Raw genomic sequence first — 22,584 nt, 5'->3', positions numbered from 1 at the left:
TTCCATCTAAATAATCTCAAACCGCCGGTTCGAATCGTTCTGTCCGGCTACCGTCGTTTGCCTTCCGCACGAGTGTGAGGGTGCAGATGACAGGTAGTCGGCCAGAACCGGTCTTTCCGGGTTTGCGAGTCCTCCTCGAGGTCATTCACGGTCTTTGCGACCGGCCCGGGTTCTTCTACCGGAGCAAGACCGAGGAAGTGGTCGGTGACCAGCCGCTTCCGTTGCTCTACCTGGAGAGCGAAGCCAGTCCGACGCCATTCCTGCGCGCGCTCGAACACAAGCTCGACGAGGGACGCCCGGCAATACCGCACGCCTATGTCGATGTGTCCGCCGTCGGTGCGGAAGTGGACAAAAGATGGCCGGAGGAAGCGCGGGAGACTCAGCCGCTGCTGCCGTTGTTGGACGTGCTGGCCTATCAGCTGGCGGAGGTCCACGTCGGCAGTGAGCGGCTGACGCGGTTCGACCACTACCGGCTCGTGGACTGGCTCACGAGCAAGCGGCTGCCGCGCAAGCCGGGGCGGGACGACCGGGCGAGCGTGATCGAGCTGCTGAGGCAGTGGACCGGCAAGACCGCCGAGAACGGCGAGGCGCTCAACCGGGCCGTCGACGCGTTCATCCCGAACCTCGTGACGAGGCTGGGGCTCGGGCTGGTCGCGTGGGTCGGCAGCAAGGCTGGCTTCCGGTGGCTCGGCAAGCGGGTGCCGGGGCTGGCGCGCGAGTCGAAGTGGTTCATGCGCGGGCAGAACTTCGCGCTGCCCAACCACTCCATCGAGTTCCTCGGGTTCGCCGAGCGGCTGACGCTGGGCAGGCGCGAGTCCGAGAACGAGGAGCAGATCAAGCTGCTGCTCGTGCACGCGTTCCTGGAGGACCTGCGGATCTCCTACCGGCGCCGCCGCCGGTTCCTGCCGCGCAGGGCCGGGTTCCGCCGCACCGCCTACATCCCCGTGCTGCTCGACGGCGTGACGAAGGACAACGGCGGCTGGGAGCTGCTGGAGCTGATCAACGACGTCCGCAACGAGACGGGTGAGGCCGACCCGTTGCTGGTGATCGCGGCCAGCTCCGTGCAGCCGGCGTTGTCGGAACGGCTCGGGACCACGCCGGTCGCGCCGGAGGAGACCGCGGACGCGCTGGCGACGTGGCGGGAGGAGCTTCCGCGCAAGCGTCAGATGCTCGCGCCGGACGCGCGCTACCTGATGATCAGGCTGCCGTTCCCGAGCCCGGACAGGAAGAAGTGGAAGGGCACGCCCGCGTTCACGGCGGCCCCCGTGAAGTGGCTGGCGCGGCCGCGGCGACTGGAGACGATCATCGCGGCCGTGGCCGCGGTGTTGCTGCTGCCGGGGTTCGTGGCCGTGCAGAACCACATCGACGCGAACTGCTCGATAGTCGGCTCAGCGGTCTCGCCGGGGGTGTCGACGCGGCTGATGGACGTCGACGGGCACGCCGAATGCGTGGGCTACAGCGACAACGACAGCCAGGTGTTCGGTTCGAACGAACGGCTCAGGTGGACGCAGCAGGCGGTCTTCGCGCAGAACGAGGAGGCCGAACGGCTGCGCGGCTCGAACGACGACCGCCCGCTCGTCTCGTTGCTCTACTTCTCGAGCCTCACCCACCGGGACAGCAACCCCGACGCCGACCACTCCAGGGCCGAGGAACTGGAGGGGATGCTGCTCAAGCAGCGGCAGCAGAACGACAGGTCGAGCTCAGGGCCGTTGCTGCGCATCGTGGTCGCGAACGGCGGCGCGAAGATGGATCGCGCGCACGACGTGCTGACGGAGATGCTGACCCCGTTGCTGGAAAAGGATCCGAGCATCATCGGGGTGATCGGGCTCGACCGCAGCGTCGAGCAGACCAGGAAGGTCATCACCTCGCTCGGTTCGCTCGGGGTACCGACCATCGGCACCACGCTCACCGAGGCGTCGCTGCCGAAGCTCTCGACGATGTACTTCCAGCTGATCCCCGGCAACGTCCGGCAGGCGGACCTCGTCCGGCAGTACGCGCAGCACGTCCGCGCGACCAAGGTGACGATCCACCACCCGAAGCTGGGGCAGGAGGACGTCTACCTCGACAACCTGGTCGCCGTGCTGGGACAGGAGCTGGCCAGGACAGGCGTGCCGTTCGAGGCACGCGAGTGGGCCAACGGCCCGCAGGAGGTGCCGTCGCAGTGCGTCGAGAACCACTCCAGCGAGCTCGTGTTCTTCGCCGGCCGCGAGGAGCACTTCGGCGAGTTCCTGCAGGCGGTCGGCAGGAACTGCTACGACAAGACGCGCCTGCCGCGCATCCTCGCGGACGACGCGATCATCCGGTTCATCGCGCAGGAGGCGAGCCGCAAGCGCGACTCGCTGGCCGGCATGCGCGTGTCCTACGTGAGCATGGCCGGACTCGTCGTGCTCGCGGGCAAGTCCTGTGTCGACGGCAAGCCGGACGACAAGGTGCGCGGCGGTCTGCCCCTGGACGCCTTCTGCGCCGGCTACAGCAAGCTGGCCAAGGAGGTTCAGGACTCCGCGCTGCCGCGGGAGGACAAGCCGGCCAAGCCGTGGCCTGGCGAGCACATGGCGGTCGCCTACGACGCGGCAGGGCTCTTCCTCGACGCCGTGCGCAACGCCCAGGCTCGCCTGGCCGGGTACACCCCGCACCGCGGGGCGATCGGCGGGGAGCTGCGCGAACTGGAGTTCTTCGGCGCCACGGGACGCACGAACTTCAAGGTGTCGAGGGTCGGTGAGACGAGGAACTTCACGATCCTCGAGCTCGCCGACATCTACGACTTCGAGCTGCAGCCCGAGTGCGTGTTCCTGACCGGTGACCTGTACGGGCCGGATTCACCACGCCGGGACACCGGTTGCCCTGCCTAGAGCTTGGGCACAGCTCGGTCGATGATCGCGCTGAAGTCGGTGGACTTGGGGAGCGTGCCGAACGCGACTCCCCAGTCGCCGCCGAGCCGTGAGCCGAGGAACGCGTCCGCCACCGCGGGGTGCCCGTGCCTGACCAGCAGGGCACCCTGCAGGATCAGCGCCATCTTCTCCACGACCCGGCGTGCCTGCGACTCGTCCACATCGGACAGCGCGGTGCCCAGGTCCTTGAGCGCGTTGTCGATCCGTGCGTCGACCCCGGTGACGGTGGCCAGGAACTCCTGCACCGACTCGGGTTCCTTCTTCATCGCGCGCAGGACGTCGAGCGCGGCGACGTTGCCGGAACCCTCCCAGATCGACATCAGCGGCGACTCGCGGAACAGTCGCGGCATCCCGCTGTCCTCGATGTATCCGTTGCCGCCCAGGCACTCCAACGCCTCGGCCGCGTGCACCGGCCCGCGCTTGCACACCCAGTACTTGGTGACGGCGAGCCCGAGCCGCGGCCGATGCTCCGCCAGCCACATCGCGGCGGTCGTGGCGGCCTCGGACTCGATCGCGAGGTCCGCCAGCACGTTGCGCATGGCCGGCTGGTCGATCAGGTACTTCCCGAACGCCTTGCGGTGCGCCGCGTGGTGCGCCGCCTGCCTCAGTCCGGCGCGCATGCCCGCCGCCGATCCGAGAACGCAGTCGAGCCGGGTCATGTTGACCATCTCGATGATCGTGCGCACGCCCCGGCCCTCGTCGCCGACCCGGTGCGCGAACGCCTCGTCGTACTCGATCTCGGCGGACGCGTTGGACTTGTTGCCCAGCTTGTCCTTCAGCCGCTGCAGGAAGAACCGGTTCCGCGTGCCGTCCGGCAGCACCCGCGGCACCAGGAAGCACGTCAGCCCACCGGGCGCCTGCGCCAGCGTGAGGAACACATCGGACATCGGCGCCGAGGTGAACCACTTGTGCCCGGTGAGGACATATCCGTCCTGGACGGGCTTGGCCACCGTCGTGTTCGCCCGGACGTCCGACCCGCCCTGCTTCTCGGTCATCGACATGCCGGCGATCAGGCCGGTCTTGCTCAGCGGTGCCCTGAGGCCGAAGTCGTAGTTCCTGGCCGTCAGCAGGGGTTCGTAGAGTCCGGCCAGATCCGGCGCGACACGCAAAGCAGGCACAGCCGCATAAGTCATCGAAATCGGACATCCGTGACCGGCTTCGACCTGCGACCACACGTAGAACTTCGCGGCACGTTCCACATGGTGGTCATCCACGTACGCGTGCAGGCCGTTCGAAATGGCGACCTTCGTCAGCTCGTGCCAGGCCGGGTGGAACTCGACCTCGTCGATCCGGTTCCCGTACCGGTCGTGCGTGCGCAGCACCGGCGGGTAGGCGTTCGCGAGCCGGCCCTGCTCCTGCCACTCGTCGCTGCCCGCGAGCCTGCCGAGTTCGTGCAGGTCGGGGGTGTCCAGCCAGCTGAGCAGCGCCGGGTCGTCGGCGACGTCGTGACCGCTCAGCGGCGGAACCTGGTTGGTCACCTCGTGCGTAGCCATGCCTCGCACGTTACTACTCGTTAGTAACTTTAGGCAGGGTTCGTCGATGATCGCTGGCCCATTCGGGCTTTTGGGCGCGACAACGGCGCTGACGCGGAATAACGTCGTTCTGGTGAGTGACCATGGGCACAGCTCGGCCGTGGCTGCGCTGACCGCGCAGTACGCCGCGATGCGCGAAGGTGCGCCGGTGCGGCTCGCGAAGAAGACGTCGAACCTCTTCCGGTTTCGCGCCGATCAGTCGGGCGGGCTGGAGGTAGGCAGGTTCGACCGGGTGCTGTCGGTGGACCCGGTCGGACGCACCGCGCAGGTGCAGGGCATGACCACCTACGAGAACCTCGTCGCCGCGACACTGCCCCACGGCCTGATGCCGTTGGTCGTGCCGCAGCTCAAGACCATCACGATCGGCGGCGCGGTAGCCGGACTCGGCATCGAGTCGACGTCCTTCCGCAACGGACTGCCGCACGAGTCGGTGCGGGAGCTGGAGATCCTCACCGGCGACGGCGAGGTCGTGATCGCCAAGCCGGACGACGACCTGTTCCGCGCGTTCCCCAACTCCTACGGGACCCTGGGTTACGCGCTGCGGCTGGAGATCGAGCTGGAGCCGGTGCGTCAGTACGTGCGGCTGCGGCACGTGCCGTTCGGGTCGTTCGCCGAGTGCGCCGCGGTCATCGAGGAGGTCTGCTCGGACGGTTCCGCGGACTTCGTCGACGGCACGGTGTTCTCCCGCGGCGAGATGTACCTGACGTTGGGGCACTACGCCGACATCGCGCCCTACACGTCGGACTACACCGGCAACCAGATCTACTACCGGTCCATCCAAAAGCGACGCACGGACCACCTGACGATCCAGGACTACCTGTGGCGCTGGGACACCGACTGGTTCTGGTGCTCGCGGGCGTTCGGCGCGCAGAACCCGGTGGTGCGCAGGTTGTGGCCCAAGCGGTATCTGCGTTCGGACGTGTACCGCAAGCTCGTCGCGAAGCACCGGCAGTTGAGGCCGCGCACGGACGTCGAGCCGGTCATCCAGGACGTGGAGATCCCGGTTTCGGCGCTGGCCGAGTTCCTCGACTTCTTCGACCGCGAGATCGGCATCGCGCCGGTGTGGCTGTGTCCCGTGCGGTTGCGGGACAACACGGGATGGCCGCTCTACCCGATGGACGCGGACACGTTGTACGTCAACGTCGGGTTCTGGTCGGAGGTCCCGGTGCGGCCGGGAGAGAAGATGGGTGACCGCAACCGGCTGATCGAGCGCGAGGTGGCTCGGCTGGGCGGCCACAAGTCGCTGTACTCGGACTCGTACTACAGCGAGGACGAGTTCTGGCGGCACTACAACGGTTCGCACTACCGGTCGGTGAAGAGCCGGTACGACCAGACGAACCGCCTGCCTGATCTGTACGCCAAGTGTGTCAGGGGACGATGAATGCGGTTGGCCTCCATTTTCCAGCGCATCACAGGTGGCAGCGACGTTCGCTTCCAGGCCTACGACGGCAGTACCGCGGGACCTGTGAGTGCCCCGGTTTCCATCGATGTCCGAACCCCGGAAGCCTTGTCCTACCTGGCTTCCGCCCCAGGTGAGCTCGGCCTCGCCCGTGCCTACGTGACAGGACACCTGGAGATCCTCGGCGACGTGCACGCCGGCCTCTCCCAGCTCTCCGAGTTCTCGCTGCGGGAACTCCCGTGGCTGCAACGCGTGGAGCTGCTGCGCTTCCTGGGCAGAATCCGGCTGTCGCACAAGGTGGCCCCGCCGCCGCAGGAGACCCGCCTGCGCGGCCTGCGTCACTCCAAGGCCCGCGACCAGCAGGCCATCGCGCACCACTACGACGTCTCGAACCAGTTCTACGAGTGGATCCTCGGCCCGTCGATGGCCTACACCTGCGCGGTGTATCCGTCCTCGGACTCCACTTTGGAGGAAGCCCAGTTCGCCAAGCACGACCTCGTGGCCCGCAAGCTGGGCCTGCGCTCCGGCATGAAACTGCTGGACGTGGGCTGCGGCTGGGGCGGCATGGTCATGCACGCGGCCCGCGAGTACGGCGTGCGCGCGATCGGCGTCACGCTGTCCCGCAACCAGGCCGAGTGGGCGCAGAAGGCGATCGTCGAGGCAGGCCTGTCCGACCTGGCCGAGGTCCGCCACCTCGACTACCGCGACGTCCGCGAGACGGGCTTCGACGCGGTGTCGTCCATCGGCCTGACCGAGCACATCGGCAAGGCCAAACTGCCCGGCTACTTCTCGGCGCTCTACCGCAAGCTCAAGCCAGGCGGCCGCCTGCTCAACCACTGCATCACCCGGCCGGACAACAAGCAGCGGGCGTTGTCCGGGCCGTTCATCGACCGGTACGTGTTCCCGGACGGCGAGCTGGTCGGCCCAGGGCATCTCGTGTCGTTGATGCACGACACCGGGTTCGAGGTGCGGCACGAGGAGAACATCCGCGAGCACTACTCGCTGACGCTCGCCGCCTGGAGCCGCAACCTGGACGCGCACTGGGACGAGGCCGTGGAGGACGTCGGGGAGGCCCGGGCTCGGGTGTGGCGGTTGTACCTGGCGGCGTCGCGGCTGGGGTTCGACCGCAACAACATCCAGCTGCACCAGGTGCTCGGGGTGAAGCTGGACGGGACGACCTCGCACATGCCGTTGAGGCCGGACTGGCTGTCCTGATCTTCGGCAAACCTAAAGGGTGATCTTCGGCAGATCAAATGAGTGATCTTCGGCAGATGTAAGGGCAACTGTTCGGCAGATCTAAACTGAGCGGTACGATGAGGTAGTGCGAGAAGGTATCGACTACCGGCCGCGACGTGCGGCGGAGCGGGTGACCGAAGCGATGTCGGACACCCGCGTCATCGTGCTGAACGGGGCTCGCCAGGTTGGCAAGAGCACCCTGGCCGAGAAGGTGCTTCGCGAGTACGGAGGTGTAGCGCGTCTTCTGGACGACGGCAATACGCGAGCGGCAGCTGCGGCGGACCCGTCAGCGTTCGTCCGGCACGACGGGTTGATGCTGATCGACGAGGTCCAGCGGGTGCCGGACCTCTGGCTCGAAATCAAGTACGTGGTCGATCACAATCAGCGGCCAGGTCAGTTCCTGCTCACGGGTTCGGCTCGCCTTCTGGCGTTGCGCAGCCTGCCGGACGCCCTGCCGGGGCGTTCGGAAACAGTAGAGCTGTGGCCGTTCTCCCAGGGTGAGATCGACGACGCACCTGATGGTTTCGTGGATGCGGCCTTCTCCGAGGGGGCTGATCTGCGCGCCGAACCTGGCGAGCTGCGGAAGAAGGACTACCTGGCACGCGCCGCCAGAGGCGGTTATCCGGAAGCGTTGCGAAGGGACAGCCCACGTCGTCGCGCCCGGTTCTTCAACGACTACCTCGCCGACCTGATCGCGCGTGACGTGAAGCAGGTGGCCGACATCGAGCGGGCGGGCGACATGCGCACGCTCATTTCACTGTTGGCAGCGCAGACCACTGGTCTGTTGAGCTTCAACCGGCTGTCTGGCGATCTCGAGCTGTCCGCGCCGACCGTGCGGAGATATGTGGAGATCCTCGAGACAATCTATCTCGTGCGCACGGTGCCAGCTTGGTCGGCCAACGCCACGACGCGGGCACTGGCGACCCCGAAGGTGTTCTTCGTCGACTCCGGGATCGCCGCTCATCTTGGAGCCGGAGAGGGCGCGCTGCTGGAGAACTTCGTGCTCGGCGAACTTGCGCGACAGCTGACTTGGTCGGAGACGTTCGCATCGCTCCACCACTACCGCGACCGCGACCAGTACGAGGTCGATGCGGTGCTGGAGGACAACGCGGGCCGGGTGATCGGGATCGAGGTCAAGGCCGCGGAAACCGTCCGAGCTGACGATTTCCGCGGCCTGCGGTTGTTGCAACGGCGCCTGGGCGACAGGTTCTACGCGGGGTATGTGCTGTACACCGGCCGCGAGTCGTTCAGCTTCGGTGATGGCATGGCCTGCTTGCCGATCTCCGCGCTCTGGACCAGTTAGCTCAGCTTGTCCACGATCTGCTTGGCCGTGTTGGACGGGATCGCGAACCCGATCCCCACGCTCCCGGCCTCACCGCTGCTCGACGCCGGCGAGTAGATCGCCGAGTTGATCCCGATCAGCTCACCGGCCGCGTTCACCAGCGCCCCGCCCGAGTTGCCGGGGTTGATCGACGCGTCGGTCTGGATCGCCTGGTACGAAACGGAAGACGCGCGGCGGGTCTCGCCGGGCACGGTCACCTTGCGGTCCAGAGCGGACACGATTCCGGTCGTCACGGTGCCCTGCAGGCCGGACGGTGAACCGATGGCCATCACCGCGTCGCCGACCTTCACCGAACCCGAGTCGGCCCACTTGATCGGCGTCAGGCCGGACGCTCCCGAGACCTGCAGCACGGCCAGGTCCGAGGCCGGGTCCGTGTTGACGACGGTGGCCGGCAGTTCGCGGCCGTCGTTGAACTTCACGGTGATCTGGCCGCCGGCCGCCGCCACGACGTGGTTGTTGGTGAGGATCTTGCCGTCCGCGGAGAGGATCACGCCGGAGCCGAGGCCGTTGCCGACGTTCACCTGCACCACGGAGGGCAGCACGTCAGAGGCGACGGCGCTCCAGTCCAAAGTGGACGTGTTGGAGATCGTCTGCGCGGAGACGGAGGTGGGGGTGGGGGTGGAGTCCGGCGAGGCGATCACCGCTCCGGTGACGCCGCCGAACAAGCCCGCGACGAGTGCCGCGGCCGTCAGCATCGGGGCCGTTCGGCGCCAGAACTTCGGGGCGACGACGGCGGGCTGCGGTTCCACCAGTGACCCGCTCATCGCGGGGAAGCTCTGCTCGGTCATGACTCCACGATGGACCCCCATCATGTGAGTCAGCTGTGCCGAAACCCTGGAAAACCCTGATAAGAACTAGCTGAGAAGCAGCGAGGAAACCTCTGAGGCCGGCAGCGGTGGCCCGAAGTGCGCGCCCTGCCCGCCCGTCACACCCAACGCGGCCAAACGCGAGGCCTCGGCCTCAGTGCGGACGTCCTCGGCGTAGAGCGGCAGCCGCAGGATCGACGCCCACTTCAGCAACGCCACCGAGGCGCTCTCCTCCACCCTGTTCGCGCCGGTGTCCAGGCCGCGCACGACGGCGCCGGTGAACTTCACGCCGCTCAACGGGATCAGCCGCAGCCGGTCGACGCCGACGTTGCCGCCGTTCATCTGGTCCAGCACGAGGCCGATGCCGCGTTCGGCGAGGATCGTCAGCTCTTCCAGCTGCTCGTCGGTCAGCAACGCCGGCAGGTGCTCGTGCAGTTCGAAACGCAGTGCGGCAGCGGGGAGTCCGGTGCGGTCCAGCACGCGGGCGACCTCGGCGACGAGTTCGGGTTCCTGGCACAGCCGCGGCGGCAGGTCGATCGACAGCACGGGCATCCGCGGGCCCAGCGCCGCGTGCCATTCGCTCGCCTGCGTGCACGCCTCGGCGAGGGCCCAGTGCACGAGACGGACGATCATGCCGTTGTCGGAGGTCTGGCCCATGAACCTCTCCGGGCACAGCACGCCGTGCTCCGGGTGGTTCCAGACGATCTTCGCTTCGAGGGCGAGCACCGAACCGTCGGCCAGCGAGTGGACGGGCAGGTAGTCGACCCGGAACTGGCCCTCCTCCAGCGCGCCGGGGATCGACGCGGCGAGCGCGTACCTCTCCTTGTCGCGCAGATCGCGTTTCGGGTCGTACAACGCCCACTGCGCCTTGCCGTCGCGCTTGGCCCAGCCGACCGTCACGTCCGCGGCGCGCAGCAGGTCCTCCGCGTCACCACCGCGGGCCGCCCGCGCCACGATGCCGACGCTGGTCGTGACGCCGATGCCGTGACCGTGGATCCAGATCGGCTCCTCCAGCCGCGCGGCGAAGTCCTCGACCAGTGCGATCACGCCGCGCACGTCGCGGGGGTCCTTGATCAGGACGCCGAACTCGTCCTCGCCGATCCGCGCGACCTTGCCGACGTCCTCGGTGAACACCGCCCGCAGGTGCCTCGCGACGTGCATCAGCACCCGGTTGCCCGCCTCGTGCCCGAACGCGTCGTTCACGCCGCGGAACCCGTCGATGTCGACCTGCACGAGGGCGAGGGCCTCCGGGCCCTTCGAGCCGACCGCGCCTTCGAGCCAGCCGAGGAACTGCGCGCGGTTGGGCAGGCCGGTCTGCATGTCGTTGAGGCTCTGCCGCACGAGTTGCGTCTGCAGCGCGCGCATCTCGTTCATGTTCTCGATCATCGTGACGAAGTACGGCGGTGAGTCCTCGTGCTCGCGCACCAACGAGATCGCCATGTGCGTCTGGAGCGTCTCGCCGTCGCTGCGGATCATCCGCTTCTCGACCCGGACGTTGTCGTGGCCGGACGCGATCAGCTGCTTGGCCAGCTCCCTCAGCCCCGCCCGGTCGTCCGGGTGCACCAGGTCGCGGCCGCTCATCGTGGCCAGGTCCGCACGCCGGTAGTCGAGCATCGCCAGCATCGAGTCGTTGACGTCGATGATGTCGCCGGTGAGGCCGCTCACGACGATCCCGAACGCCGCGCTCTGGAAGATCGCCCGGAACTTCGCCTCGCTCGCCCTGACAGCGCTCTCGGCCCGGCGCATCGAGTTGATCGCGGCGGTGCGGCTGATCTCCTGCTGGTCGAGCGTGCGGTCGCGCAGCCCCTCTGCGTACCCGGCGGCGAGCGCGGCCAGCTGGGCCGGCGTGACCGGAGCGTGGTCACCGAGGTAGGTGAGCGTCTGCTCCAGCGTCGCCGAGGAGATGAAGTCGTGCTCGACCATGGACCGGCCGACCCGCCGAGCCTCGTCCACGCCACCGGTGAGCAGCTGCTCGACGTACCCGCCGAGCAGTTGCTCGAGCTTCTCGCGCGTCAGATTCGCGAGAAGGGTGTTGGAGATCGCCGCCGCCCAGCGAACGGCGGGCTCAAGGCTCTCGACCATGCTCATTCAGCTCAGGTGGCCATTCGTGGGGACCGGGGTGATCCGCTGATCGATCGTCGGACGCCAATCGATACGCCTCGCAACCCACTTCCGCCAGATTCGGTCGAACGGGTGACAGCTCCGCGCGATACCACCACCGGGTGTGGGTCCAACGAGCAAGCTTACTGATCACGGGGCACGTGTCCAACCGAACCCCGATTCCCGGCCGGGAATCGTCGGTTCGTCCACGAATTCACTCGTTTGAACTAATGAATCACCTTGTCGAACGCCAGCGGGCCAATTGTCGCAGGGTCTGCGTCAACGTCGAACAACGGCGTGTACCCGGTCGCCAGGTAGAGCGCTTTCGCCTCGGGTTGCCGCGGTCCGGTGGTCAGGTAGATCCGGCGATATCCAAACGTTTGCGCCTCCTTCTCCAGTTCTTCCACGACCCGGCGGGCCAGCCCGCGCCTGCGGTGTTGCGAATGCGTCCAGATCCGCTTCAGCTCGGCGGTCTCCTCGTCGTGACGCATGAACGCCCCGCCCGCGATCGCCTCACCGGCCTCCATCAGCAGCAGGAACTGCCCATGTGGCGGTTCGAAGACGTCTGCGGCACGTTGCATCTCCTGTGCGCCAAGGGGTCCGTAGCGGGACGTGTACTCGTACGTCAGTTCGGCCACCAGCGGCGCCGCGTCCGGATCGGACTGCCGGACGCGGCGCACTTCGAGCGTGGTCATGCGGCCTTGGCCCGGTCCCGCTTCGCGACCTCCTCGCGCACCAGCGGAATCACGTACCTGCCGAAGTCGATCGCGTCGTCCAGCAGGTCGTAGCCGCGCGCGGACAGGATGTCCACGCCCAGGTCGTAGTAGTCCAGCAACGCCTGCGCGACGGTCTCCGGCGTACCGACCAACGCGTTGGAGTTGCCCGCCCCGCCCGTCGCCTTCGCGGTCGGCGTCCACAATGCACGGTCGAATCGTTCGCCGCGGTCGGCGACGGCCAGAAGTCGCTGGGAGCCGGTGTTCTCCGGATTCGTCAGCGAATGCCTGCGGCTCAACGGCCCGTTCGCCTTCCGCGCCTCGATCCGGTCCACCGTCCGGTGCGCCTTCTCCCAGGCCAGTTCCTCGGTCGGCGCGATGATCGGCCGGAACGCGACCTGGATCCGCGGCACGTCGGTGCGGCCGGCCTCCTTCGCCGCCTGCTTGACCGACTCGATCTGCTGGGCCGTTTCCGCGAGCGGTTCGCCCCACAGGCAGAAGATGTCCGCTTCCGCACCACCTGCCGCGTACGCCGCGGGGGAGGAGCCGCCGAACGACACGTCCGGGCGCGGTTGCTGCACGGGGAACACGTCGCTCACGAAGTCCGCGAAGTGGTAGTGCTCACCGTCGTGGTCGAAGGCTTCCCTGCTCAGCCAGGCCTTCTTGACGATCTGGATGTACTCGCGGGTGCGGCTGTAGCGCTGGTCCTTGGACAGGTAGTCGCCCTCGCGCTGCTGCTCGTGATCCGTGCCGCCGGTGATGAAGTGCACCGTCAGCCGGCCGTCGCTGATCTGGTCGAGCGTCGCGAACGTCTTGGCGGCGAACGTCGGGTACGAGACGTTCGGCCGGTGCGCCAACAGGATCTGCAGCTTGTCGAGCTTGCTGGCGAGGTAGGCCGCGGCAGCCGACGGCTCCGGCGCGCCCGATCCGTACGCGAACAGCACGCGGTCCCACCCGTGCTCTTCGTGCGCCCGAGCGAGCCTGAGCGTGTAGTCCTTGTCGAACGCTCCGCTGGACGAGCGCGGTGTCGTCTCCGACCCGTCGTTCGTGGCGGCGATCCCGAGAAACTCAACTGGCATGACCGATTCCCCAGAGTTGGTAGTGATCGGGGCTGGTGGTGATGGGGTGCGTTGAGGGAGACGCCCTTCGAGTGCACACCTGCCGCCCGGCCGTAGCAACGACGTCCACAGAGCGGGATTTGCTTGCACACGCGGGGTACCGTGGGAGTGCTCGCGTTGAGGGGCGCGGCTCGTTTCTCGTTGCCCTTCAACGGAAAGACGCGCATGCGCTCACTCGTCGTGATCGGCGGTGGCCCTCGTGCCGCCGGCCTGCTCGAACGCATCGCCGCCCAGTCACCGTCGCTGGAGCTGGCCGTGCACGTCGTCGACCCGTACCCGCCCGGCGCGGGCCGGGTGTGGCGGCACGCGCAGTCACCGTTGCTGCGCATGAACTCCATGGCCGAGGACGTGACGGTCTTCACCGACTCCTCGTTCGACGGCCTCGGTCCTGTTCGTCCTGGTCCGTCGCTCGCGGAGTGGGGTGATGTCGACCCGACGTCGTTCCCGTCCCGTCAGGTGCAGAGCAAGTACCTCGCCTGGTTCTTCGACCACGTCAAGGAATCTCTGCCACCGAACATCACTGTGTCCGTTCACGAAGCCCGCGCCTTGAAGGTCGTCGGCGACTGGGTGTGGCTGGACAGCGGGGAGTCGCTGCGGGCCGACGTCCTCGTGCTGGCTCTCGGTCACCTCGACGCCGAACCCGAGCCGGAACACCGCAAGCTCGCCGAACACGCTGTGGAGCACGGCCTGGTCTACGTGCCGCCGCTGTACTCGGCCGACGCGGACCTGTCGGAAGTCGCGGGTGACGTGGTGCTGCGCGGATTCGGGCTCGCGTTCATCGACCTGATGGTGTTGCTGACCGAGGGCCGTGGCGGGCGGTACGTGCGCTCGGACGGCGAGTTGCGTTATGTGCCTTCGGGTTTGGAACCACGGCTGTTCGTGGGCTCGCGGAGAGGCGTGCCGTACCACTCGAAGACCGGCTACCGCCTGCAGGGAACCCGTCCGTCGTTGCCGCACTTCTTCACCGCGGAAGCGTTGAAGGGCCGCTCTTTGGACTTCCGCGGCGACGTGTGGCCGTTGATGGCCAAGGAGATCGCGTGGGGCTACTACCACGAGCTCTTCACCGGGCATCCCGGGCTGGTGCGGATGCCGTTCGTGGAGTTCGCGACCGCTTTCACCGCACTGCCCTGGTACAGCCGGGAGATGCGGGCGCTGGAGGCTCTCGCGATCCCGGACCCGGCCGACCACATCGACTTCGAGCTGCTGGACCGCCCGCTGACCGGGCTGACCTTCGCGTCGGCTGAGGAGTTCCAGGAACATCTGCGGGCCTACGTCGAGGCCGATGTGGCCCGGCGCTCGGATCCGCGCCACAGCGCCGATCTGGGGGCGTTCCTGGCCCTGCTGTCGGTCTACGGCCAGATGGCGCAGGTGATGCCGCACGACGGCTGGTGGCACGGTTACTTCAGCTACCTGGCCTCCGGGCCGCCGCCGGACCGGCTGGAGGAGCTGCTGGCGTTGTCCCGCGCGGGAATCGTGCGGTTCGTCGGTGCCGACATGTGGGTGGAGGCGGTCGATGGAGCGTTCCTGGCGGGCAGCCCGACGACGCCGGACGTGGTGCGCGCCAACGGTCTGATCGAGGCCCGCCTGCCCTCGCACTCGTTGTCGCGCACGGCGGATCCGGTGTTGCGGTCGTTGCGCGCGGTCGGTGACGTCTCCGAGGACGATGCCGGGCTGGTGCGGGTGACTCCGGAGGGCCGCCTCGTCGACGAACGGGGTGAGGTCGACCCGGTTCGGTTCGCGGTGGGGCCTTACACGACCGGTAAGGCGTTCGCGGCGTTCGCGCGACCGAACACGAACGCCCCGGCGTTCCGGCAGAACGACGTCCTCGCCAGGGAGTTGTTGAAGGTCCTAGGCGACTGAGGTGTAGCGCCCCTGGTGCCGCACCAGGGGCGCGGCGATGTCGGTGTGCGTGATGTCGAGCGGTTCGCCGACCAGCGCCACGTGATCGCCGACGACGATCCGCCGGGAAGTCCTGCACCGCAACCGCACCGGCGCGTCCAGCAGCCACGGCACGCCGTCGTCGTCCGCCTGCCACCGCGTGCCGGGGCCGAACCGGTCGACGCCCTTCGTCGCGAACAGGTCCGCGAGCGCGGTCTGCCCGGCGTCCAGCAGGTGCACGGCGAACAGCGGCGCCGTTCGCAGCACCGGCCACACCGAGGCGCCTTCGCCGATCCACACGACGACGAGCGGTGGTTCGAAGGACGCCGAGGTGAACGAGCTCACTGTCGTGCCGACCGGTCCGTCCGCGCCGTGCGCCGTCACGATCGTGACGGCCTGAGCGTGGTGCCTCAACGCGTTCCGCAGCTGTTCTTTCATCGCTGCACCAACGCCTTCAGCACGTCCGAGTCGAGTGCGAAGTCCGTCTCGTGCGCGGGCAGCGAAGCCTCGTTCAGGAACAACGCCTGCGGCACCAGCGCACCCAGTTCGGTCAGGACGGGCCGTAGATGCACCTCGACGGCCAGCGCGTGCCTGTCCGACGCGGCGATCTGGAGCGGGACGACGATCTTGCCCCGCAACCACGCCGGCGGCGCCTGGTCCAGCACGGCCTTCAACAGCCCGGTGTACGCGGCCTTGTACGTCGGAGTGGCCACCACCAGCACGTCAGCCTGGCTCAACGCCTGGAGCGCGGCCTTGATCGTGTCCGGCTCCGTGAACACCGCGGGTGCGAGCGTGGCCGCGTCCACCACCGGCCCGTCGACGGGCACGCCCAGCGTCGAGGCGAGGGCCTCGCGCAGGGCCAGGGCCGCCTGCAGAGTGCGTGAGGCGGGCCGCGGGTTGCCGACCAGAACACCGATCTGCGTCATGCCTCCAGCACAGCCGCAAGCCGCAGGACCGTCAACCCGCGTCCACCACGCGAGATCAGAGCAAAATCTCTTTCGCGACCCACGAGTTGATGGCATCGACCCGCGCGTAGATCGCTGGGTGGTTCGGCCGCGCGCAACCGTCACCCTTCGACACCAGACCGATCAGCTTGCCGCCGGCGACGAACGGCCCGCCCGAGTCACCGTTGCACGCGTCGACGCCGCCCTTCGTCACCGCCGCGCACATCATCGACTTGTTCTCGTAGAAGTCGTTGCCCGCGCCGTCGTCACCCCAGAACACGCGGCAGGTCTCGTCCTCCAGGATCGGGATCGAGGCCTTCATCAGAAAACCGTTGGTGCTGCCGCCCTCCTTCACCGCGCCCCAGCCCAGCACGGTGGCGGACCTGCCCGGCGCGTACAGGTGGCGGTCCGCCACACCGGCCATCTTGATCGGCTTCTGCTTCAGCGCGCGGTCGAGCGTCAGCACCGCGGAGTCGAACGAGATGCCGTCGTACTTCGGGTTGATGACGATCTTCGTGAGCTTCGCGACGACACCCTCGCCGGTGCTGTGCACGTTCTCGCGTCCCGCCACGACCACGCGCTTGTCCAACGGGATCGGCTTCGGGCCGGTCACGCCCTCGTCCACGCAGTGCGCGGCGGTGAGAATCTTGTTCGGTGCCACGACAACCCCGGTGCACCTGGGGTCGCGGGTGTCGGCGGTGGGCGCCAGATACACCGCGAACGGATTGTCCTTGATGGACGCTCGGGTGCCGCCGACCACCTGGGCGGACGGATCCGCGACCGCCGTGCCCGCCATCGTGAGCGCGATCAGCGCGGCCGCGATTCCACCTCGTAACAGCATTCGCCGTTCCTTCCGCAGAGAACTTTCTTACGCGGCAAGGAACGGCGAATGTTTCGTCTCAGTTCGTCGTTGTAACTTAGGAGACCGCTTCAGCTGCCGAACGCCCGGCGAGCGAGCGCGGATCCACCGCATCGTACGAGACCTGAAACAAGTTCACTTTCTGGGGAGAGAGCGCCGATGACCTTCCGACCGGCTTCCGAAGTGGGTTTCAGCACCAAGACCACCCGGTTCGTGGCACCGGGCTCCGCAACGAACGGCGAGTTCGGCCTGTTCGAGTGGCGGATGGAGGCGCGTCAGCCTGGCGCGCGCCCGCACTTCCACAAGACGTTCTCCGAGTCGTTCTACGTGCTCGAAGGCGAGATCACGCTGTTCGACGGCGACGAGTGGATCAAGGGCGGCGAGGGAGACTTCCTCCACGTGCCACCGAATCGCCCGCACGCGTTCCGGAACGACAGCGACGCTCCCGTGCGCATGCTGATCCTCTTCGCACCGGGGATCGCCCGCGAGAACTTCTTCCTGGAGGTCGGCGCCGCGAAGGGCCTGCCGCCGGAGGAGCTGGAGGCGTTCTACGCGCGCCACGACCAGTACAACCTGTAGTGCGGTGCCCTCTGGGGGGAGGGGCACCGCACTATCCAGGTGCCGCCGACCGCCACTGCCCGGTGAGGGGGGTTCTCCGGTGGTGTCGGTCGACGGCGGGTTGACCGCGGCGCGAGCACGCGACGCCTGCGGAAGGGCTTTTCCAACCTGGGGGTGTCGGATCGCCCTGGCGCCCAGCTCGAGCGCTCGCGGCCACCCACATTGTTGAACGTACAACCGGACCGCCGTGTTCCACTCGGCGTTGAGTGTGACCAGGCTCAATTCCTTCAGGTCGTCTTCAGGTTCTTGCCCCCTTCAGACGCGAACGGTGATCACCTGCTCACGACAGGTCGTTGAGCTTGCGCTCAGCGGCCTTGCGAGCCTTCTCCGCCGCCGCCGTGACCCGCTTGGCGTCCTCCAGCCGTTCCGCCGCCCGGTCGAACGCCCGCTGAGCCGCCAGCTGATCGGCCTGAGCTTCCCCGAGCGCCTGCTCTGCCTCGTCCAGCGCCTGCTGGGCCTCGGCCCGCTTGCGTTCCTGCCGCTCCCGCCGCTTGCGGGCCAGTGCGTCCTCACCGTCCGGCGTCGGCTCCGGCGCCGGCAGCGCGAACCCGAACCCGGAGTACTCCAGCCCCTTGGTGAGGTGGCCCCTGCGCACCTGCTCGGCCGACTCCGGGTCCGCCATCGCCGCCGTGAGCGTGTTGCGCACCTGCGTGACGGCATCGTCCGCGAGCGGCCCGGTCAGCTCCAGCGTGCGGTAGACCAGGGCCTCCATCAGCTCTTTGCGCTTGCGGCCGAGCTCTCGCATGGTCAGCTGCGCGGTGGAGAGCCCCAGCGCCTCTTCCAGGCCTTCAGGGGCGTCTCGCACGAGTCGGTTGACGGCCCAGGCGCCCACGGTGGGGCGGCGCAGGTCGGCGATGGCCTTGGCGAGGTCCTTGTCGTCGGCCTGCTTGGCGGCGGCGTTGCGGGCCGCGGTGAACTCCTTCGGAGGCAGCCCGTAGAGCTCGTCGGCGACCGGCTTCAGGTCCATGGGCGCAAGGTAGCGCCTGAACAGCCGTTAGTCCTGTGGAATGACGTCGCTCAACGAGGTGACGGCGGCTTGCGTTGAAGGGGGGAGCGGCTCACGAGGAAACCGGCCGGTGACCGACTGGTCCGCTCGAATCGGGTAAACAGGATGGGGAGATGCACACCAGGTGGAGATGGGTCCTGTTCGGGCTCGGCGGAGCAGTGTCCGTCAGCGGGCCGATCGCGATGGCGGGCGGTCCCTGGTTCGGCTACGTCTTCGGCGGCCTGTGGTCCCTCATGGGCGGCACCGTCGCGTGGCGCAGCTTTCGCATGGGCACGAAGGTCACCGCTGAAGGCATCACGTCGAGCAGCCTCGACCGGCAGAGCGTCATCGAGTGGTGTGACGTCCACACGATCGAACCTGCGCGCCGGCGCAACCTGGTCTTCTTTCACACCATCGCGCCCGTCGTCCGGTTGCGCGGCCGCAAGGAGACGCTGACCGAGCTCAGCCTGCTCTCGATCAAAAAGGACTCCGTGCCCGCGCGGACGGCGGATCACATCAACGAACTCCAGCGGGCGCTAAAAGCGCATCGGGGTAACTGTCCGTCGTGCGGAGCGCAGCCGAAAGTGGTCGCGACCGGCCAGAGCATCGTTGCCCGCGTGCGGTCGAGATTGCGTTCGCTATTGGGCGGAAATAGCGATCAGTCCATCGTCCGCTGACGGGATCCTGTTACACGCCAACGACGTTCACCGTTGACACAGCCTTGACATTCCCCTCCATCAGCTCTTGACTGGAAGGCATCTGCTCGTTCCACGGCTAAAGAGAAACGCGCAGCACCATTAGCGTGCGCGGACAAGACTCTGAACAGTCCAATGTGGATCTCAAGAATGCTCCGACAAGACGATTGCCCCTTGCGGGGCGAAGAGATGTGCTTCGGAGCACTCTTTACCCCACGAAGGGCACATGCGCCGTGAAGAACTGGAGACGCCGCACCGGAACGGTCTTGTTGACCGCGGTGCTGGGCACTGCCGGGTTCGGCTTCGCCGCCACCCCTGCAATCGCGCAGAACGCTCCGCAGCAACCCGCCGCGGACAAACAGCTCGACAAGCTCGACCGCGAGCTCGTCGACGAGGCAGCCAGGCAGGGCAAGGCGACCGTCGACCTGCTGGTCGCCGCCGAGGACGGCAAGACCGATGCCGCGGTCAACGACCTGAAGGCTCTCGGCGCCACGGTCCAGAAGACCGAGAAGGACGTCGACTACGTCAAGGTCACCATCCCGCGCGACAACGCGGAGAAGGCCGCCAAGCTGGCGTCGGTCAGCACGGTGGACGTCGACGGCCTGATCGCCCTCGACGACCCGCGCCCGCAGGGCATGGAGCAGCCGGCCCCGCAGAAGGCTCCGGACTCGACGACCCCGCGCACCAACCCGTACATGCCGACGCAGGACACGCAGGCGGCGCAGTTCGCCACCGCGCACCCGAAGTGGGACGGCCGCGGCACCACGATCGCCGTGATCGACTCCGGCATCGACCTGGACACCCCGGCCCTGCAGACGACCAGCACCGGTGAGCGCAAGATCATCGACTGGTACAACGCGAACGCCACGAACTCCGGCGACGGCACCTGGGTCACCATGACCAAGACCGGCCGCGTCGGCAAGTTCGTCGAGGGCGGCAAGGAGTACACGGCGCCGGCTACCGGTGGCCCCTACTCGTTCGGCCTCTTCCGCGAGACCGCGGGCGACCTGAACCTCGGCAACAGCGAGACCGGCGGCGACATCAACCGCGACGGTGACCGGGTCGACGCGTTCGGTGTCATCCAGGACATCACGACGAAGGAAGTTTTCGTCGACACCGATGGTGACGGCAACTTCACCAACAACGCGCGGATGATCGACTACAAGGTCAAGAAGGACGTCGGCTTCTTCGGCACCGACAACCCCGCGACCCCCGTCGTCGACCGCGTCGCGTTCGTCGTGCAGACCGACCGCTCGGTCTACGACAACGCGGGCACGCCGTTCGTGAACCTCGGCATCTCGGGCGCCGCGCACGGCACCCACGTCGCCGGCATCACCGCGGCCCACAAGATGTTCGACGGCAAGATGGCCGGTGCGGCCCCCGGCGCGAAGCTGATGGCCATCAAGGCCTGCCTCTCCACGCCGTCCTGCACCAGCTCCGGCCTCATCGACGGTGTCCTCTACGCCGCGCGAAACGGCGCCGACGTCGTGAACATCTCCATCGGTGGCCTCCCGGCGCTCAACGACGGCAACAACGCCCGTGCGGAGCTCTACAACCGCACGATCAACGAGTACAACGTTCAGATCTTCATCTCGGCGGGCAACTCGGGTGCGGGCGCGAACACCGTCGGTGACCCATCGGTCGCCACGGACGCGGTGAGCGTCGGCTCGTACATCACCAAGGAGACCTGGCTCTCCAACTACGGCTCGACGACCGCGCAGAAGCAGAACCTGCACGGCTTCTCGTCGCGCGGCCCGCGTGAGGACGGCGGCTTCAAGCCGAACATCGTCGCGCCGGGTTCGGCGATCTCCACCACGCCGCGCTGGCAGCCGGGTGGCCCGGTGGCGGGCACCTACACCCTTCCGGCCGGTTACTCGCAGTTCAACGGCACCTCGATGGCCGCCCCGCAGGCGACCGGTGCCGCCGCGCTGCTCGTGAGCGCGTTCAAGGCCACGCACGACGGCCAGCGCCCGACGAGCGCCGAGCTGCGCTACGCGATCCAGCGCAGCGCGAACTTCGTGAGCACCCTCGGTGCCTACGAGCAGGGCGCTGGTCTGTTCAACACCAACGCGGCCTGGTCGCTGCTGGACAAGCACGGCGTGCCGAACCAGGTCACGACGTCGGTGCCGGTCAGCACCGTCCTCAGCGGACTGCTGGCCACCCCGAACGTCGGTGTCGGCATCCACGACCGTGAAGGCGTCACGGCGGGCCAGGAGTACACCCGCACCTACACGCTGACCCGCACCACGGGTCACGACCACCTGGAGACCTGGAAGGTTTCCTGGAAGGGCAACGACGGCACGTTCAAGGCCGCCAAGACCGTGGACCTGCCGTTCAACACGCCCGTGCAGTTCCCGGTCAAGATCAAGGCCGGTACCGCGGGCGTGCACAGCGCCGTCCTGCAGCTGGACGACCTGGAAACCCCCGGCGTCGACGTGCAGACTCTGAACACCGTGTTCGCGGCGGAGAACTTCAACGCCGCCAACAAGTTCGCGGTCACCAAGTCCGGCACGATCGCGCGCAACCAGTCGACCAGCCTCTTCGTGAACGTGCCCAAGGGCACGACCGCGCTGAAGGTCGACATGGCCGCCGGTGGCGCCGAGGCAGGCAAGGGCCAGGTGCGCTTCCTGCGCTTCACCCCGCAGGGTGTGCCGCTCGACGTGACCAGCTCGACCAACTGCTACAACCCCGACGCGGGTGCCGGATGTGCCGGTGGCATGCCGACCAGCCGCACCATCACCAGCCCGATGTCCGGTGTCTGGGAGATCGTGATCGAGGCCCGTCGCACCTCCGACGCCGCCGAGGCGCCGTACTCGGTGACCGCGTCGGTGCTCGGCACGACGATCAGCCCGAACCCGGACGTCATCGCGTCCGGCACGGTGGGTGTGCCGATCAACCGCAGCTACACCGTCACGAACACGCAGGCCGAGTTCACCGGCCGGCTCGTGGCCGGTGCGGTCGGCAGCGCCACGACGGGCCGTCCGTCGATCGCGAACCTGGAGACCAAGTTCTTCGACATCCTGGTTCCGGCCGGCGCGTCGCGCCTGACCACGACGATCGGCAACCCGTCCGACGCGGGCTCCGACCTCGACCTGTTCCTGCTGAACTGCACGTCGGGCACCTGCGTGGTGGCCGGTCAGTCGGCGGATGGTGACTCCGAGGAGTCGGTGACGGTCAACAACCCGGCCGCCGGTGCGTGGCGCGTCCAGGTGGACGGCTACGCGGTGCCGCAGGGCACCACGCAGTACGACTACTTCGACGTCTACGTCGCCGCTGGTCTCGGCACGCTGAGCGTGACCGACACCAACGCCCTCCGCCCGGCCGGTTCGTCCTGGACGGTGCCGGGCGTCATCACGCCGCAGGGCCAGCCGGGTGCCGGCCGCGTGCTGCGCGGTGAGCTCGAGGTGCGCACGGCGGACGAGAACGTCGTCGGCCGCGGTGCCGTGATCGTCGAGTCCGTCAGCTGAAGCT

At 67.8% G+C, this 22,584-nt stretch carries 16 protein-coding genes and 1 pseudogene; 8 read left to right on the top strand and 9 right to left on the bottom strand.

The features are described from left to right. Window positions 1-122 precede the first annotated feature (122 nt). Complete coding sequence (locus SK803_RS13295; RefSeq protein WP_319966261.1) at window positions 123-2,849, top strand: hypothetical protein; 2,727 nt, start codon at window positions 123-125, stop codon at window positions 2,847-2,849. Here the strand turns inward: SK803_RS13295 and SK803_RS13290 are convergent. Further along, window positions 2,846-4,381 (bottom strand): acyl-CoA dehydrogenase family protein, encoded by a 1,536-nt coding sequence (locus tag SK803_RS13290; protein WP_319966260.1) that lies wholly within the window; start codon window positions 4,379-4,381, stop codon window positions 2,846-2,848. The genes SK803_RS13295 and SK803_RS13290 overlap by 4 nt on opposite strands. Window positions 4,382-4,451: 70 nt before the next feature. Between SK803_RS13290 and SK803_RS13285 the strand changes: the two genes are divergently transcribed. The 3 genes and pseudogenes from SK803_RS13285 to SK803_RS13275 all read left to right on the top strand — a co-directional run. Continuing rightward, the gene (locus SK803_RS13285) at window positions 4,452-5,801 is read left to right on the top strand and encodes an FAD-binding oxidoreductase (RefSeq protein WP_406601527.1); all 1,350 of its coding nucleotides are present in this window, start codon (window positions 4,452-4,454) and stop codon (window positions 5,799-5,801) included. Next, on the top strand, window positions 5,802-7,034 hold the full coding sequence (locus SK803_RS13280) for a cyclopropane-fatty-acyl-phospholipid synthase family protein (protein ID WP_319966259.1): 1,233 nt from the start codon (window positions 5,802-5,804) through the stop codon (window positions 7,032-7,034). A 163-nt stretch (window positions 7,035-7,197) separates the two neighbouring features. Further along, window positions 7,198-8,184: pseudogene (locus SK803_RS13275) on the top strand (ATP-binding protein); the annotation flags it as partial. Window positions 8,185-8,354: 170 nt separating this feature from the next. Here the strand turns inward: SK803_RS13275 and SK803_RS13270 are convergent. From SK803_RS13270 to SK803_RS13255, 4 genes are all read right to left on the bottom strand, one after another. Then, window positions 8,355-9,185, bottom strand: coding sequence for a S1C family serine protease (locus SK803_RS13270; protein ID WP_319966257.1), 831 nt, complete (start codon window positions 9,183-9,185; stop codon window positions 8,355-8,357). 66 nt (window positions 9,186-9,251) lie between these two features. Then, a complete protein-coding gene (locus SK803_RS13265) occupies window positions 9,252-11,285 on the bottom strand; it encodes a putative bifunctional diguanylate cyclase/phosphodiesterase (RefSeq protein ID WP_319966256.1) in 2,034 nt (677 codons plus the stop codon). 245 nt (window positions 11,286-11,530) lie between these two features. After that, the gene (locus tag SK803_RS13260) at window positions 11,531-11,998 is read right to left on the bottom strand and encodes a GNAT family N-acetyltransferase (RefSeq protein WP_319966255.1); all 468 of its coding nucleotides are present in this window, start codon (window positions 11,996-11,998) and stop codon (window positions 11,531-11,533) included. After that, window positions 11,995-13,095 (bottom strand): LLM class flavin-dependent oxidoreductase, encoded by a 1,101-nt coding sequence (locus SK803_RS13255; protein WP_319966254.1) that lies wholly within the window; start codon window positions 13,093-13,095, stop codon window positions 11,995-11,997. Before SK803_RS13255 ends, SK803_RS13260 begins: the two co-directional genes overlap by 4 nt. Window positions 13,096-13,299: 204 nt before the next feature. Here SK803_RS13255 and SK803_RS13250 point away from each other — a divergent pair, with 204 nt between their 5' ends. Then, the gene (locus SK803_RS13250) at window positions 13,300-14,994 is read left to right on the top strand and encodes an FAD/NAD(P)-binding protein (protein WP_319966253.1); all 1,695 of its coding nucleotides are present in this window, start codon (window positions 13,300-13,302) and stop codon (window positions 14,992-14,994) included. On the opposite strand, the gene SK803_RS13245 is transcribed toward SK803_RS13250, so the two are convergent. From SK803_RS13245 to SK803_RS13235, 3 genes are read right to left on the bottom strand one after another with little or no spacing between them, the layout of a single operon-like run. Further along, on the bottom strand, window positions 14,983-15,450 hold the full coding sequence (locus SK803_RS13245) for a flavin reductase family protein (protein ID WP_319966252.1): 468 nt from the start codon (window positions 15,448-15,450) through the stop codon (window positions 14,983-14,985). The genes SK803_RS13250 and SK803_RS13245 overlap by 12 nt on opposite strands. Next, window positions 15,447-15,938, bottom strand: a complete 492-nt coding sequence (locus SK803_RS13240; RefSeq protein ID WP_319966251.1) for an NADPH-dependent FMN reductase — start codon at window positions 15,936-15,938, stop codon at window positions 15,447-15,449. Before SK803_RS13240 ends, SK803_RS13245 begins: the two co-directional genes overlap by 4 nt. A 55-nt stretch (window positions 15,939-15,993) precedes the next feature. Further along, a complete protein-coding gene (locus tag SK803_RS13235; RefSeq protein WP_319966250.1) occupies window positions 15,994-16,797 on the bottom strand; it encodes a S1 family peptidase in 804 nt (267 codons plus the stop codon). A 177-nt stretch (window positions 16,798-16,974) separates the two neighbouring features. Here SK803_RS13235 and SK803_RS13230 point away from each other — a divergent pair, with 177 nt between their 5' ends. Further along, complete coding sequence (locus tag SK803_RS13230; RefSeq protein WP_319966249.1) at window positions 16,975-17,394, top strand: cupin domain-containing protein; 420 nt, start codon at window positions 16,975-16,977, stop codon at window positions 17,392-17,394. A 319-nt stretch (window positions 17,395-17,713) separates the two neighbouring features. Here the strand turns inward: SK803_RS13230 and SK803_RS13225 are convergent, their stop codons facing one another. After that, window positions 17,714-18,400 (bottom strand): hypothetical protein, encoded by a 687-nt coding sequence (locus tag SK803_RS13225; protein ID WP_319966248.1) that lies wholly within the window; start codon window positions 18,398-18,400, stop codon window positions 17,714-17,716. Between the two features lie 197 nt (window positions 18,401-18,597). Here SK803_RS13225 and SK803_RS13220 point away from each other — a divergent pair, with 197 nt between their 5' ends. Continuing rightward, window positions 18,598-19,095, top strand: coding sequence for a hypothetical protein (locus SK803_RS13220; protein WP_319966247.1), 498 nt, complete (start codon window positions 18,598-18,600; stop codon window positions 19,093-19,095). A 251-nt stretch (window positions 19,096-19,346) separates the two neighbouring features. Continuing rightward, window positions 19,347-22,580 carry a S8 family serine peptidase gene (locus SK803_RS13215; protein WP_319966246.1) on the top strand — a complete coding sequence of 1,078 codons (3,234 nt, stop codon included), beginning with the start codon at window positions 19,347-19,349 and terminating at the stop codon, window positions 22,578-22,580. Window positions 22,581-22,584 lie beyond the last annotated feature (4 nt).

It is taken from the genome of Lentzea miocenica (genome assembly GCF_033949945.1).
Classification (GTDB): domain Bacteria; phylum Actinomycetota; class Actinomycetes; order Mycobacteriales; family Pseudonocardiaceae; genus Lentzea; species Lentzea miocenica.
This window is presented reverse-complemented; position numbering and strand designations above follow the sequence as displayed.